This window comes from Candidatus Uabimicrobium amorphum (assembly GCF_009002475.1).
Taxonomy (GTDB): Bacteria; Planctomycetota; Uabimicrobiia; order Uabimicrobiales; family Uabimicrobiaceae; genus Uabimicrobium; species Uabimicrobium amorphum.
This window is the reverse complement of the sequence record NZ_AP019860.1, coordinates 6,859,065-6,873,993: the sequence shown is the minus strand read 5'-3', so window position 1 is coordinate 6,873,993 and position 14,929 is coordinate 6,859,065. Positions and strand designations below refer to the sequence as shown.

Sequence of the window (14,929 nt, the reverse complement as noted above, 5' to 3'; positions counted from 1 at the left end):
TTGATCAGGAATCCACAATATGAAGTAAACTTCAAAACGCCTGGATCCCTGATCAAGTCAGGGATGACACTCCGATCGTAGTTTTGTATTTCCAGAGAACACATGGTGTAAGTCTTTATTATATGTCGTTTACGCTTAAGTCAGGGGCAGGGGCACGGTTACGAAAGTCGACACAATACTTTAACGTAAGCCCCTATCTAAAATAAATTACAAAAGCCTGCCCTAGTGCTCCAGGCCTATTCACCAGTAGAAATATCTGCAGATCCGGTCCCTTCGCGTATCCAAATACTCATCGATCCACGTCGGCTTCCTCGGTACCAGTCACCTTCGAAACGATTGTTGTGAATCTTATGCAACTCGAAATTTGCCATTCCGTCTTCTCCCCAGTCGGAGCAGAAACGCCAAATATTGCCGTCGAAACTTATGTTGAATAGCCGGCGTGGATGTAGAAGTTCCAATTCCGTCGATTTGGCAACGACCTTCATGCTGTATTCCCCGTTGTTTTTCGCCACTTCAAAAGTCGCATAGTATTCATGACGCCAAGAATATTGCTCCCAACGTCCTGCAATACCGTCAGGCGTGTCGTGTTTATCTTCGGCATCGGGTTTCATGTTTTTGACGGCTTCTTTTAGCGCGAGAAATGCTTGTTTTTTTTCTTCGCTATCGTCTTTTTTATTGTATATTTCTTGCACGATTGTTTTTAGATCGTCGTTGAGATGGAGTTTTCGGTTCATTTGTTGCTTTCCCCGCGTAAAAACTCCGCAATATATTTCGATATTTCGGGAGTGCGTAAATAACCGTAGGATTTATGGTAATTGTGCTTTCCATTGATATGGTAGTCGTTTAAGACCATTTCATCGATAATCCCTCCGCCATAATCGTCCGCCAAGTGTGGGTCGAGGGCTATGGCGTCTTTCTTATCGGCAAAATTTACCCAGTTACCAGTAACGGACATTGGTTTCGCTAGCGGTGAGCCACTTTCTGCGGCCTTGACTTTTACCTGAGGGATTCCCAGTGGTGAGCCCATGGTGATAAACTGTGATACCTTGGTACTTTTAGGTAGTTTGTGTAGTGTGTCAAAAGCAATGATCGTTCCCATAGAGTGGGCGATTAGCATAAGATCCTTGCCTTTGTGTTGGGTGATTTCGTTTTTTAGTTGTTGAGTTAAAATTTGTTGAATAGGCCTTTTTTTGCCGTTGCGGTCGCGTAGCTTTTTGCCACTGTAGTAGAAGTGTAGGTCTTTAAAAAATGCCGATAGCAAGTAGTTTGTTGCTGCCTCTATATCGAATTTGCTTTTTAGCGTTTGTAGTATTTCGCTGTCGGGGTTTGTCAACTCCGCACGCATGCGCGACAACCAACCCTCTTTGTAGCTCGTCAACGCTTTGTTGTCCGACTTCACATATGGTTCTTTGTTATACAAACTGTCAAATTCGTAGTCTTTGTCTTGGTGTAACGGATACTTGTAATATAGATCTGCCCAGTACACCAGTGAAAATTCAAAATCTTGTTTACAGCGAACGTTTTTTTGCAAGCCCTCTTGAATCGCTTGCTTCCACCATTTTTCGAGTGTATCTTTGGGCGATTTGTTGGATAACCCGTGAATTCCAATGATCATTTTCGACATGCAAATCTCTCTTATGTTATGGGGATTCTCCGACAGCGACTACGTAGTACTGTTGTGCCAAATCTGCTATGTAAAAATCGTGCTTTTCGCGTCTGATATTTTCGTCATCCACTTGGTATTCATATTCCACTGTTGTGACGAAAAGATCAAAATCAATTCTCTTTATCTGAATGCGCTCGACTTGATTTAACTGTGTCCCAGGAATGATTTTTTGTGTTTGCAAGAATTCTTTTATATTGTTTTGCAGTACTGTATCCACGCTGGATTCTTTGTCGTAGTCTAAAAAAGCGCGTTGTGGGCTCAATGACTTTATATTGCTATCATCTTTTTTGAAGAAAAGCGTACAATTGTGCATTTGCCCTTGATACTGATACTGCGCTTCGGCCATTTCCAGCAAGTAGTTTACTTTTACAAGAGGTGCTTTATTTATGATTAGACACGACGGGCGCAACATTTTTTCTTCGACAAACCTAACAATATTGTTGTTGAGGCTTTGTTGTTTTTTGCTATTTTTTGCACTGCGAATATTTTTAAACATTAAATCGTATTTATCTGCTACCTCGTACCATAGAACGCTGAATGGTTCTATCTTCGCTAGATAACTATACACCGCGTCTAAAGCCTTTGTTGTCTTGCACTGCACTAGGGCAATGAGTAGTTCATTTACCAGAAAAATGCTTTGCGACAACTCTAGTTTTTGGATGAGCAAATCGATATCGGCGTCTGATGTTGTGCTACCTGCCATAAAACGAATTGTTAGGGTTTGTTGTGTAACGTTTTTACTGTCCAAATAAGTGATGAGCGTATCGTGAATGTACTGTCGTGGCATGGAGAGCATTTCTTGGCAATACAAATCTATATAGGCATTGTCAATGGTTTGCGGGGTGTTTGCCATTATGTGTTTAATGCGTTTGATGAACTTCGTCTTTATGGCATTTTGTTCTTCGAAAATCTGTTGCTGGAAAGTAAAAAATTGTTTCTCTTCCATGAGAGCTTTACATGCTCTCAGATGTAGAGCACTAAGAAAATCATTGCCGTAGAGTTGCGATTGCAAGATAATCTCTCGTTTAATGGTAAGTAGTAAATCTTTACCGTGCTTTATTCCTTGTTCTAAGTGGACATTCTTTTGTAGTAAATCGTATAGTGCGATGTATTCTAACAAGTTTTTACGCAGGTCTTCGCGGTCTTCGATATGGAAAATAAAAGGCTTATCGGCACTACATACAAAAGACGTATGCGTTTTTAAATTTTTAAGCTGCTTTTGCGTGTAGGAGATTACCTTATTAGCGCGGTCGGTGTTATCATAGCCTGTTTGCATAAAACAGCTCATGATGACGACCACGGTAAAAATACACGCCGCAATAATTCGTTTTTTGTAAAATTTGACCTGTAAAAATTTATCTCGGACACTCAGTTGTGATTTCTGTGCGGCGATGCTTTTTCCTTCGACAAAATTCGATAGGTCGGTTAGGAAACTTTGCGCATCTTGGTAGCGATTCTCCGGTTTTTTTTCTAAGGTTTTTAAACAAATGTGCTCTAACTCACTTGGTACCATCTTCTTTATTTGTGTTAATGGTGTGGGAAGTTTATACAATATTTGATCGACCACTTGCGCAAAAGAATTGCCAATAAATGTGGCTCTACCCGTGATCATCTCATAAAGAATTGCCCCAAGTGAATAAACATCACTCGCTTTGCTTACTAAATGCACCTTCCCTTCAGCTTGTTCGGGTGACATGTACTGCACCGTACCAATGATCATACCACTTTTCGAAAGTTGGTCGTGTTCGTCGAGAATTTTTGCCAGACCAAAGTCCATTACTTTGGGAATTCCGTCTTTTCCAATCATGATGTTGGCTGGTTTCAAATCGCGGTGTACGATTCCATTTTCGTGTGCGTAAGCAATTCCTTCGCAAACTTTACTCATTAGATTGAGTGAATTTTTGATGGTGAGTTTGCGACGTTTCATTAATTGTTCGAGTGTTTCGCCTTCGATATAGTCCATCGCGTAAAAATATTTACGATCAAAGCAACCGATATCGTATACCTCGACGATGTTGGGGTGTTTCAGTTTCGCAGTGGCTTTGGCTTCACGCATAAATCGTTCGATGTCATCATGACCTTTGCCTTGTAAAATCTTAATCGCAATGACACGCTTTAGTTGTGGGTCAAATGCTTTGTAAACGATTCCCATCGAGCCACGACCAATCTCCAGGATAATTTGATAGCGACCAAAGTTTTTTAATATTTTGTGCTCTGGGCCTTTGGTGTCGATTTCTTTGTGTATAATATCTGCCTGCTGCTGAGTTAAATATCCAAAACGCAACAAACACTGCTCAAGGCTTAAATGCTCCCCTTCAAAAAACCACTGTTTTTGCAAATTAATGCAATCTTGCAGGTGTTTTGCCGATATTAATTGTAAAGACATCGCAATTTCTTTAAATTGCAGATCTTCTTGCTCATTCAGCACGTTGTTTTTCCTTTATTTGCCGATATAAATTTCGTAACTTATTCATAAATTTTTTGCTGCGTATACGCGACTTAGCAGATTGTATATCGTTGAGAGCTTCTTTGTATTTGTGTAGGTTTTTATATGCGGTGGCACGCAAAAAATACCCGTGGGCATTTTCACTATTTACCTCAAGAACCTTATTGAGGTGCTGAACTGCCAACTGTGCCATTTTGTGTATGGTTGCCGTATCGTTTTTTGCCAATGCCAAATAACTTTCCGCCATTAACAGGTGCGCCTTTTCACTGTGGCGGTTTTGTGAGATATATTGCGTGAGTAAGAAAATACACTTTGACCAATTGCGTTTTACCGCGTACACTTCCGCAAAGCCGAACAATATTTCATTATTTTGCGGCGCATAAAGCTGCGCTTTTTGTAAATACCACAGTGCACTGTCTGTGTCTTGTTTTTCAAGAATTGTTTTGGCGATTTCTATGTATACCGTCACGTTTTTTGAAGCTAAATCTCTTGCGCGAAATAACGCCTTCAAAGATTTGTCCACTTCATTTCTTTTGCGATAAAAAATACCCTCTGCAACCAAAAAATCGGATGTTTCATGCATACGTGAAAGAATCGGAAAGTCTGTTATCAAAGGATTCGCTTCTTGCAGCGCATAGGCGATCCCTGTATAGTACGACTGTTGCGCGCGATTTTTAAACAACGTTGGTTCGGGATTTATGATGCTCGTCGTTTTGTCTTCCGCCAGTAGAATTTCCGCTTTAAAGTTGTATAAATCTTCGTCCTGTTCGAACTCGTCGACAATGGTTTTCGCTTTTGCCAACTCCCCCATCGTTATATAAGCTTTGGCAAGTGATTTTTTCGCAGTAGAATTTTTTTCGAGTATGGGCACCGCGCGTTTCATTTCACCCAAAGCGACATACGCTTTTCCTAACGCGGCATCCTTTTCTGTCGAAGAATGCACACGTCCCCAATTTAGCATGCGCAAGATTTGCTGCTGCTCACTTTTATGAAAGATTTCTAACAGTTTGCTCTGCGGAATATTTATGTCTTGGTTTAAAAGAACAAGAGTACGCACCACCTCCTTTGCGCGCATTTTGTCACCTTTTTTTACAAAAGATCGTAAATCTCTTTGTAATTTGGAGACAACTTGTTTCTCCCGTGTATTTATCGTCGCGAGGCCGCGGATCGCTAACTTTGCGGTAAATAAATTGCGATTGCGAATGTTGGCAATTAAGGTGGGGATTACACTAGGGGCCGGTAAGTGGCGCATGTGGTTTGCATAGGTAGTGATTGCCTCTTGTGTGACTTTGTGTTGTTGAAAGTCATCGAAGATCTTACGTATAGCACTTCGCGTACTCTTTTCTTTTTGACGAATGGCTGGTAATATATTTTCTTTGTATAGTTTTGATTCTTCTTCACGGTAAAAGTATTTGATGAAGGCCTCGCTCATGAGTTGATTTTTGGTGAGAAGAGAGAGTTGCACTAACTGCTTTTGTAACATCTTTTTTGTTTTTTGCAACTCATCGTTGTAGTGGTCCACGGCCACGGCTTGCGATACAAGAGTATAATACTCTACGGTATTTAACAGTGCCAATTCCAATTCTCGTGTCGCTTGCGGCGCAAGTTTTTCTGCGAAGTCGTATTTTTTTTGTAGGGCTTCCACCGTAACAAAATTACCTTTGGCTTCGGTAATTTTTTGTAGGGTATTTTGCAAATAATCTTGCGAATTGTCACTAAAAAGTACAAACCACACCACCATTAATAAAACCAATCCTCCCGCAAAAGATATCGCCAGGTTGCGATGGCGGCGTAATTGATGGACAAGAAGTTTTTGTAGATGTATTGCACTTGCCTGGATCGAGTCACCTTGTTGAAAGCACTTCAAATCCCATATAAATTCCTTGACGTTTTGATAGCGACTTTCGCGGCGTTTATTGAGAGCCTTTAGACAAATGGCCTCTATTTGCTTGGGAACATCTGGACGAATTCCTCGTGGTAAAATCGGGTCCTCTTTGGTTATTTTCTTTACAAGTTGATTGAACGTCGGAGCAGAAAACGGTGGGAAACTCGTGATCATTTCATAAAGAATGGCTCCTAGAGAGTATATGTCACTACGTTCATCAATAAGCCTTAAATTTCCCTCCGCTTGTTCCGGTGGCATGTATTGCAAAGTACCGATAATCATACCTTTTTGCGAAAGTTTTTGATCTTCATGCGCTACTTTGGCCAAACCAAAATCGGTTACTTTTGGTTCATTGTCGTGGGTTAATAAAATATTTGCTGGTTTTAAATCGCGATGGATCACCCCATGTGAATGAGCATATTCGATTGCCGAAGCAATCTTAAGGGTAATCGCGAGCATTTCGTCGTATTCGAGAGTATTGTTTTGTAGCAACTGGTCCAGTGTTTGCCCTTCGATTAAGTCCATAGAAAAAAAGTATTGTTTATCTTCATTGGCAATATCGTATACCGCAACAATGTTAGGATGCGTGAGCTGTGCCATCGTACGCGCCTCTCTTTGGAAGCGCTCTACATTATTTTCATTTTCTAGTGACGTGAGGACTTTTAAGGCTATAATACGGTCAAGGTGTGGGTCGTAGGCTTTGAAGACCTCTCCCATCGCTCCTTTCCCTAAATTGGAGATGATAAAATAGCGTCCGATTTTTTTTTGATATTGTTGAGGGATGTTTTCACCTGTAGGTGCCGGACGTTGAATGTTTTGTGGAAGTTTTTTAGCATACTCGCGAATTTCTTCAATGAGATTTTCTGCGATATAATTTTTATTTACCAATATCTGGGCGAGTTCCATATCAAGTTGGACTTTGGCAAACTGTTCTTTATGTTGTAAAGCTTCGTTTAACTGTTGTGGAGTAATATAATCGAGTAATACCGCTGCCTTACCAAACAGAGCATCGGACATGGATACCTCCTATAGAAAATCCCAACGGTGGGACTTGGACAGCATTTTGGCAATTTCGTGATTTCTCACAGGTACGGAAAATAAATTTCCTTGTCCAAAGTCACAGCCTAACTGCATCAAAAGTTTGAGTTGTTCACTCGTTTCAATCCCTTCGGCAACGACTTTCATATCTAAATTATGTGCTAGAGTAATAATGGTACGCACTATTTCGAAATTTTCTTTTTTGGTGATTTCAAAAATAAAAGATCTGTCCACTTTCAAAATACTAATGGGAAAGCGATGTAGATAGCTCAAAGAGGAGTAGCCTGTACCAAAATCGTCGATGTACAAATCGATGTTCATCAACTTCAAATCATTCAAGGTTTTGATCATTGCCTTTGCATTTTCCATCAATACGGTTTCGGTGATTTCTAATTTTAGATTACCGGGACGGATGCATGCATTGTTTAAAACGTCTCCAATAAGACGCGCTAAGTCATGAATAGCAAATTGTTTGGCGGACATATTGACGCTGACGCTTAAGTCCGGACGCGAAAATTCTTTTTGAAAATACGCAAGTTGTTGACATGCCTCACGGATTGCCCACCATCCTAAATCAATAATGAGTTTTGTTCTTTCCGCAAGGGGAATAAACTCTCCTGGAGACACGAGTCCGCGCTCTTGATGGTGCCAGCGCATCAGAGACTCCATTCCAGTGATTTGAAAACTTTTCAAGTCAACGATGGGTTGATAGCAGAGAAAAAAATCTTTTTCCACTAGAGACTTACGTAAATCCGTTTCTAATCTTAACAGTGCCGTTACCGACTCGTGCATTTGTCGGTCGAACACCTCATAGGGTTTACCATTTGATTTTGCACGGTACATTGCTGTATCGGCATCGCGAAGCAAATCTTGCGGTTCTTCATAGTCAACGTTACCAATGGCAATGCCGATACTCGCTCCCATGAAAAAATCTTGGTCATTTAGTGTAAATGGTTCCGCAAGTTGTTCGTGTAACACATCGGCAATGTCAGAAGCTTGCTGTAAATTTTGTAAATTTTCTAACAATATGGTAAACTCGTCTCCGCCAAAACGAGCCACCGTATCTCCCGGACGAATCACCTGCTGCAAACGTTTGGCAATATCAATGAGAAGTTCATCTCCCGTGACATGTCCCATGCTATCGTTTACCACTTTAAAACTATCGAGATCCATAAATAGTACCGCAAACATATATTTTGCGTCGCGGTTGGCGCGATAAATCGCTCGTTGTAGGCGACTCATTAACAAGGCGCGATTGGGTAAACCGGTGAGTACATCGTAAAATGCATCGTGGAGTAATTGCGCTTCGGCTTGCTTTCTCTTGGTGATGTCTGTTTGTGAACCAACAACGCGTAGTGTTTTATTGTTATCGCGGACGGCAATCCCTTGGTTTAATACCCATATGTAGTTACCATCGCGGTGCAACATGCGATGTTCAATTTGAAAACGCGGCAGTTTTCCCGAGATATGCTGATCAAATTCTTCTTTGACTTTGCCAAAATCTTCTTCATGGATACGATGAAACCATTCGTCAAGGTTACTATCTATTTCACTGTCTTGATAGCCAAGCATTGATTTCCAGCGCGTGGAGTAGTAAACATTTCCCGATTGTATATCACAATCCCAAAGTCCGTCATTCGCAGCACTTGCCGCCAAAGCATAACGTTCCTCACTTTCGCGGAGGGCCTGTACCAATTTTTCTTTTTCAAATAGCGACTGACGCACCTTGCGAATTAACAGGGATTTTGCCAAACTACTACCGATTTGAATGCCGATCGCGACGAGTAATTCCAAATCTTCAATGAGAAATGGCTCGGGATAATTATCTGCTTCTTGTTCCACAAGTGTCGGCTGGTTGTGCAAAATCGTACGGTCGAGGTAGAGTGCCCCAAATATTTTCTCGTAAGAAATCAGTGGCGCACAAATGAAAGAACCCACCATTTGTAAACGTATACTTTCTGAAGAACTGAGCATATCATCTTCAGGTATGTGAGAAATAATCGAGACGCGGTTTTGCATCACATCTTTGAGGACCGTAGTGGAAACAGGAAACTGATCGCGTTCATTGGTACTTGTCAGAAAAGCCTTGCCTTCATAGTTATCTTTATCTATCTGTAAAAAAATTGCCCCGCGTTCCGCATCGATTGCTTTAAACAACGCGTCGAGTAAGCGATCAAAGAGCAATTCATCATTTGACTCGTTGTTACATTTACGTAGAACGGCATATATTGTTTTTAAAGCGCGATGGCTATACTTTAGCTTTTGCGTAGAAGGTTCGAGAATGGATGTTTTGTCGACATCAATGCGTTGACGTAAAACTCCCCCAGGCTCCATTTTTATTTGGTCATAACCCTTACTTGTTCTACGAGAAGTTTTTTTCTTAAAATGAACTTGCAGTATGAGATCTTCCGATACCGTGATGTAATCGAGATTTGTGAGCTCTACCTTTTCTTCAACAATCAAATTATTTACCCGAGTGATCGCTCCGTCCATGGAACGCAGAAGTATTTTATTATTTTTTTGATTGATGATAAAGTGTTGGGAAGCAACACCACGCTCGGAAAATGCAAAAGTATTTTCTCCCCCGGAACCAAACATCGCCGGAAAAGACTCTACTTTAATTTTTGTTCCTGGTTTATACCCCAATTTTACAGCTAAAATAATTTCCATGCTCGACTTTCTCTAGATTGATAAAACGTCTTCTCCAAGTATGCTACAAGTCACTTTCGAAAATTTTTCATAACATCCGCACCGTAGATTTTGCTGTTTACGATAATTCCAATCACAAGAGGAAGTAAGACAATAAAGGCAAAATACACATACTGTGTGCTATTGATGGTGGTACTCAATTCAAAATAATAATTATGTAAAGCCGTCAATCCTAGCGAAATAGAAAATGATAACACCGCGGTGACGAAACCAATACACAAAAACTCAATGGCGTCAATGTATATAATTTGTCGTTTATTACACCCCATGGTCTTCATAAGAGCCACTTGGGAAAAACGTTCGCGATGTCCTGTTCCCAAAGTTCCAATCAGAATAATCACTCCCACAAGAATACAAAACCACGCCACAACTTGCAAGGCTGATAAAAAATAGCCCAAGAGTTTCTCCACAGTTTCGAGTACACTTGTTACGTTGATGACAACAACATTGGTAAATTTTTGCGACAATTTTTTTTGTACCTGTGCTATTTTGTTTTTGCTATCCAGCTTGAAAGAGGCAATAAATGTCTGTGGCGCTTCATCCAATATTTTCGGCGGCATGACCACGAAAAAATTGGGCTTCATGCTTAACCAATCTATCTTGCGAATAGACGTTACTTTACCAGTAACAACGACCCCTTGAATATCAAAACTTAGCACATCTCCCATTTTCAAATTGGCTCGGGAGGCAAAATCGCGTTCTAAACTAATGTGAGGTTTGTCATCCTGTGGTTGCCAAAAACGTCCAGCAATAACCTTTTCACTATCGTTAAGTGTGTTTTTGTACGTGAGATTGTACTCTCGTGTACGCCAACGATACTGTTCCAATTCCTCATCAGGTACCTGTACTTGGCGTTTTATTTCCTCGCCATTGATTGATTTTAAGCGCGCGCGAATCAAAGATGAAAATTCGATTGCACTCCCTGAGGAGTCTTCAATGATCTTTCCCACAGCAGGCACCTGTTTTTTTAATACATCTGCAAGAAAAATATTTGGCACTTTCGTAGAGCTCAGAGAAAAAACTTCTGTAGTCAAACTAGTATATACTAAATTTAAAGTATTAATCAATGAGAATCCGATGGTAAGTGAAACTAAAAAAACAAAAGTGCGCGATCTTTCTCTGACGAGTTGTCGTACTCCGCAACGCAAAACAAAAAATTTGGGAGAAGTGAGATAGTGTAAACTGATTTCGAGTAATTTTAAGAAAATCACGATCATGACAAAGGTAACGGCGATAACAGCAATAAGTGCAAGACAAAAGTAGCCTGCTGTCGGCAAATTGCTTTTGTACCAAACGTACAAAAAAAACACCATTGTTGTCACAACGAACGTCGTACATTTTGCCAAAAAACTTATATTCTTATTCGCAACCTCGCCACGGAAAATTTCCATCGGCGACACAGAGGCCAAGCTTTTTATCTTGTGATAATTGACCACAAGCGTTAAGACAACCGAAAGTACGATTCCTTCAGCAAAATACCACCAATGTACGCTCGGTTGTATCTGTAAATTTAACTGCAGTAAGTGAATAATATAGTGAAAACCCGCTGTATTTAAAACATAGCCAAGAATTGCCCCTATGACTCCGGCCAATATTCCAATCAGCAAACACAACCCAAGGTACAACTGAAATATTTTATGCGACTCTATACCCAGTGCGCGAAATACCCCCACTTCTTCGAGTTGCTCGTTTAAAAAGCTGTATGTGCTCGCTCCCATTCCCACAGAGCCGACCACAAGGGTAACGATAGAAATCAGTAAAAAAAAGTAACTTTGTCTTTCCATGATACGACTGACATTGCGCTGGGTGTTCTTGTAAGATGTAATTCTAACATGCGTTTCTTTGATCGCTGTTTGTAGACGGTCAATTGTTTTCTCTACATCACTATCACTGTGTGTTGTGGAGCGACAAAACAAATAAGCATAACGTACGCGACTTTTTCCCGCTTCGACAAGAGCTGTTGTTTTCACAGTGCTGTTGGCGATGATAATGCGCGGTGCAAACCCCCCACCGCCAAATACACGTCCAGGTTCTTTTTTTATAATACCGGTGATTTGTAGTTGTGCTTTTCCCAGCTTTATGGTGTCTCCGGTGTGTAAATCGAACTGCAACTCTATGCTTTCGGCAATCCAGCACTCCCCTGCACCAATTTGTTTTTTGCCATCGATCAGCAATTCACCATAAAGGGGAAAAGACTCATCAATGGCCTTGACGCTCGCCAAAAACGACTGGTCTTTTGCAGCAATCATCGAAGCAAAATTGATCACATGAGTTGTTGTATAGCCCTCCGTTGTCATTTGTGCAATAATTTTTTGATGTGCGTCGTTAAATTTGCGATAAGAGGAAATTTCAATATCTGCGGACAGTATTTCGCGCGCTTGTGCCGACACTTGCTCGGTAACTGCGTGGGTTAGGTTGCCGATCGTAAATAGAAAGGCAATTCCCAATGCCATACACAGTGCAAAAAACAGTATGCGTTTCCAGTAAAAATAAAAAATTCGCGCGGTGAGTTGCGTAATACCTTTAGCTTTCGGAGTCATCTTGTAGTTTTCCTGCAATTAATTCTAACTGGCGAGACATACGCTGTGCAATAGCAATATCATGCGTAACGACAATAAGCGTTGTTTTGTGGGTTTCATTGATGGACAGCAAGCTTTGCAACACTTTTTCTGCGCTGTGCGTATCGAGATTTCCGGTTGGCTCATCGGCAAAGATGACTTTGGGGTTGTGAACATAAGCGCGTGCGATCGCAACGCGTTGCTTTTCACCCCCGGACAATTGATGCGGAAAGTGGTGTAAGCGGTGCTCTAAATGCAGTTCAGCGAGTAACTCACGCGCTTTCTTTTGGGCCTCTGCGGCGTTTTCTCCTTGAATTTCGAGAGGAAAAGCGACATTTTCTATCGCAGAAAGTGTTTTGACTAGGCGGAAGTTTTGAAAAATAAATCCCACTTCGCTACGCCGCCAAAAGCACAATTCGTCGTCAGAACTATTGTGAATCTCGCGATCCCCAAAGACAATTTCCCCACTTGTGGGTGGTTCTAGACCGGCCATAACTCCTAGAAGAGTTGATTTTCCACTACCGCTAGGTCCGGTAATTGCTACGGTTTCTCCAAATAGCAATTCACAACTGATATCATTGAGAATCTTCAGATTCTCATCGGCAAAAGAAAATTCTTTGCAAACATTTTTCAAAGCAAGAATGACACTCATGGTAATAAATTTTCTTTCATTATGAAGTTAAATACATTGTCGGCAATAATTTTATGCCCCTCGGCGTTAGGGTGAATAGCATCCTCTAAATTTAGTGAACCAATGCCAGCGACGTCTTTTAGTAGAAATGGCATAAAGGGGATGCTATATTTTTTCGAGATATCGATATACATTTGATAAAATTTTGTACGGTACTCTTCGCCGTAGTTCACGGGAAGCATAATACCAGCGAGGGCAATACGTATTTTTTTGTCGCGACATGCTGCAACAATCGTTTCGATATTTTTGCGCGTGGCGTCTAATTTTTTTCCACGCAAACCGTCATTTGCTCCTATGCACAAGAAAACAGCGTTTACATCGTCGCGCAAATACCACTTGAGATTGTTGGATACATCATCGGAAACGGCTCCGCTTTTTCCCGCATTACGCGTGATGTATTCTGCGTTTTGTTTGGCGAGTTTTTCTCCAACGAGATAAGGAAATGCGCACTCTTTGGGAAGTTGGTAGCCTGCCGTAAGTGAGTCGCCAATAAATGTGAGCACTTTTTTGTCTTGTACATCTTTTTTTACATCTTCCCAGGAAACATCTTGTTCATTATCTTTAGGTGAGCAGCCGAGTGCAACCATCACCATGATAAGTCCATAAAATATGTAACGCATAAATAAAATCCTACAAAAATAATTGCACTGTATTCGCATAAATACTATGATGTTTTTTTCGACTTGTACATACATGCAACACAGCTATTCAAACTGTGAAAGGATTACAAATGAGATTTGTATTTTGTATTATGATGTTATTTTTTAGTCACACTATTTTAGCAGAATCCTATCAAATATTTATTACAAAAATAAAAGTCTCTGCCAAAAATAATGGAAAATACTGGGACACCTTCAAAGGAGCACCGGACATTCAAGTTGTTATCTCCAAAAGGCACAACGATGAGTGGAAGAAGATATTTGTCAGTCAGGTATTTACCAATCATCATATTGTCGACGAGCATATCGTTGTACCAACCCCTGTAGAAGAAAACGACGAAATTATCATCTATGTTGTAGACCGCGATTTTCGACGAAATGATAACATCGGTAGCCAAATGTTAACGGTGAAAGAGTCCGAAAAAACCGTTACATTTTCGATGGTGGAAGAATTGCAATATGTTATTACAAAATATTCTTCCTTGGAAGAAAAGAGGAAAGCAAGCGAAAATAAGCGTTGGGAAGAATTACAACAACAAAAAAAAGCGGCGCAACAAAAGAAAATAGACGAACGTGAAAAATGGCGTACGCAAATGGAAAAAGAGCGCAAAGCATTCAGCGAAGAACTACAACAACAAAAGAAAATAATGCTGGAGGAGGCACAAGCGGAAATCACGGCTCAAAAAACACGTGCAAAAGAATTGATGGAAAAACAACAAAAAAGTTTTAATGCTGCGTGGGAAAAAAAACGTGCAGACCTTCGTCGCGAAATGGAGGCTAAATTTGCCGCAGAACAAAAACAAAAGAAAGAACAGTTGGCCGCATTAGCAGAGCAAATCAAAAAAATTTCCGAAGAATTCAATAACAGATCGCAACTCTATAAAAAGAAAATGGACGAGCTCAAGCAAAAAAACACCACCTGGAAAACGCAAAACGAACAATTGCAGAAAAAAATCGAAAAGCAACAACAGGATCTTCAACAATTACAAAAAACCATTGATGAACACAAAAAAATGCTGCAAGAGCTACAAGACAAAATCGAAAAAGTGCAAAAACAAGCGATGTTTCAGGGAGCAACCCCCAAGAAGATGTCTCCACGACAGATGGCGCGTGCGATGCGTGCCATGGAGTTTTTTATTCGCCGTATGAAAACGCCCGCACAAACAAAAGTGAAATATGACACGCGATTTATTGTCGATGTAGTCAAGAATTTCACGCACTCGTACAAAAAATGGGAAAAAACGGCCAAACTTTATGCACAAAAGTAAGCAAGGTCC

Annotated in this window: 9 protein-coding genes; 1 reads left to right on the top strand and 8 read right to left on the bottom strand. The window is 40.7% G+C overall.

Going from position 1 to position 14,929, the window contains the following annotated elements:
- Positions 1-236: 236 nt before the first annotated feature.
- The 8 genes from UABAM_RS24250 to UABAM_RS24215 are packed head-to-tail and all read right to left on the bottom strand — an operon-like array spanning position 237 to position 13,613.
- Positions 237-734, bottom strand: a complete 498-nt coding sequence (locus tag UABAM_RS24250) for a hypothetical protein (RefSeq protein WP_151970581.1) — start codon at positions 732-734, stop codon at positions 237-239.
- Positions 731-1,624: a PGAP1-like alpha/beta domain-containing protein gene (locus UABAM_RS24245; RefSeq protein WP_151970580.1), complete on the bottom strand. Its 894-nt coding sequence runs from the start codon at positions 1,622-1,624 to the stop codon at positions 731-733. The genes UABAM_RS24250 and UABAM_RS24245 overlap by 4 nt, the downstream gene beginning before the upstream one ends.
- Positions 1,625-1,640: 16 nt before the next feature.
- Positions 1,641-4,094 (bottom strand): serine/threonine protein kinase, encoded by a 2,454-nt coding sequence (locus UABAM_RS24240; RefSeq protein WP_151970579.1) that lies wholly within the window; start codon positions 4,092-4,094, stop codon positions 1,641-1,643.
- Positions 4,084-7,014 (bottom strand): serine/threonine-protein kinase, encoded by a 2,931-nt coding sequence (locus UABAM_RS24235; protein WP_151970578.1) that lies wholly within the window; start codon positions 7,012-7,014, stop codon positions 4,084-4,086. The genes UABAM_RS24240 and UABAM_RS24235 overlap by 11 nt, the downstream gene beginning before the upstream one ends.
- A 9-nt stretch (positions 7,015-7,023) precedes the next feature.
- Entirely contained in the window at positions 7,024-9,705 is a 2,682-nt protein-coding gene (locus UABAM_RS24230; RefSeq protein WP_151970577.1) for an EAL domain-containing protein, read from the bottom strand.
- Between the two features lie 50 nt (positions 9,706-9,755).
- The gene (locus tag UABAM_RS24225; protein ID WP_151970576.1) at positions 9,756-12,284 is read right to left on the bottom strand and encodes an ABC transporter permease; all 2,529 of its coding nucleotides are present in this window, start codon (positions 12,282-12,284) and stop codon (positions 9,756-9,758) included.
- Positions 12,268-12,954: an ABC transporter ATP-binding protein gene (locus UABAM_RS24220; protein ID WP_151970575.1), complete on the bottom strand. Its 687-nt coding sequence runs from the start codon at positions 12,952-12,954 to the stop codon at positions 12,268-12,270. Before UABAM_RS24220 ends, UABAM_RS24225 begins: the two co-directional genes overlap by 17 nt.
- Complete coding sequence (locus UABAM_RS24215; protein WP_173013546.1) at positions 12,951-13,613, bottom strand: arylesterase; 663 nt, start codon at positions 13,611-13,613, stop codon at positions 12,951-12,953. Before UABAM_RS24215 ends, UABAM_RS24220 begins: the two co-directional genes overlap by 4 nt.
- Positions 13,614-13,723: 110 nt before the next feature.
- Here UABAM_RS24215 and UABAM_RS24210 point away from each other — a divergent pair, with 110 nt between their 5' ends.
- Complete coding sequence (locus UABAM_RS24210; RefSeq protein WP_151970573.1) at positions 13,724-14,920, top strand: hypothetical protein; 1,197 nt, start codon at positions 13,724-13,726, stop codon at positions 14,918-14,920.
- Positions 14,921-14,929 lie beyond the last annotated feature (9 nt).

What these genes read in the sequence shown, in the direction of transcription:
- UABAM_RS24250 (WP_151970581.1), bottom strand. Translation starts at nt 734, where the DNA reads ATGAACCGAAAACTCCATCTCAACGACGATCTAAAAACAATCGTGCAA.
- UABAM_RS24245 (WP_151970580.1), bottom strand. Translation starts at nt 1,624, where the DNA reads ATGTCGAAAATGATCATTGGAATTCACGGGTTATCCAACAAATCGCCC.
- UABAM_RS24235 (WP_151970578.1), bottom strand. Translation starts at nt 7,014, where the DNA reads ATGTCCGATGCTCTGTTTGGTAAGGCAGCGGTATTACTCGATTATATT.
- UABAM_RS24230 (WP_151970577.1), bottom strand. Translation starts at nt 9,705, where the DNA reads ATGGAAATTATTTTAGCTGTAAAATTGGGGTATAAACCAGGAACAAAA.
- UABAM_RS24225 (WP_151970576.1), bottom strand. Translation starts at nt 12,284, where the DNA reads ATGACTCCGAAAGCTAAAGGTATTACGCAACTCACCGCGCGAATTTTT.
- UABAM_RS24220 (WP_151970575.1), bottom strand. Translation starts at nt 12,954, where the DNA reads ATGAGTGTCATTCTTGCTTTGAAAAATGTTTGCAAAGAATTTTCTTTT.
- UABAM_RS24215 (WP_173013546.1), bottom strand. Translation starts at nt 13,613, where the DNA reads ATGCGTTACATATTTTATGGACTTATCATGGTGATGGTTGCACTCGGC.
- UABAM_RS24210 (WP_151970573.1), top strand. Translation starts at nt 13,724, where the DNA reads ATGAGATTTGTATTTTGTATTATGATGTTATTTTTTAGTCACACTATT.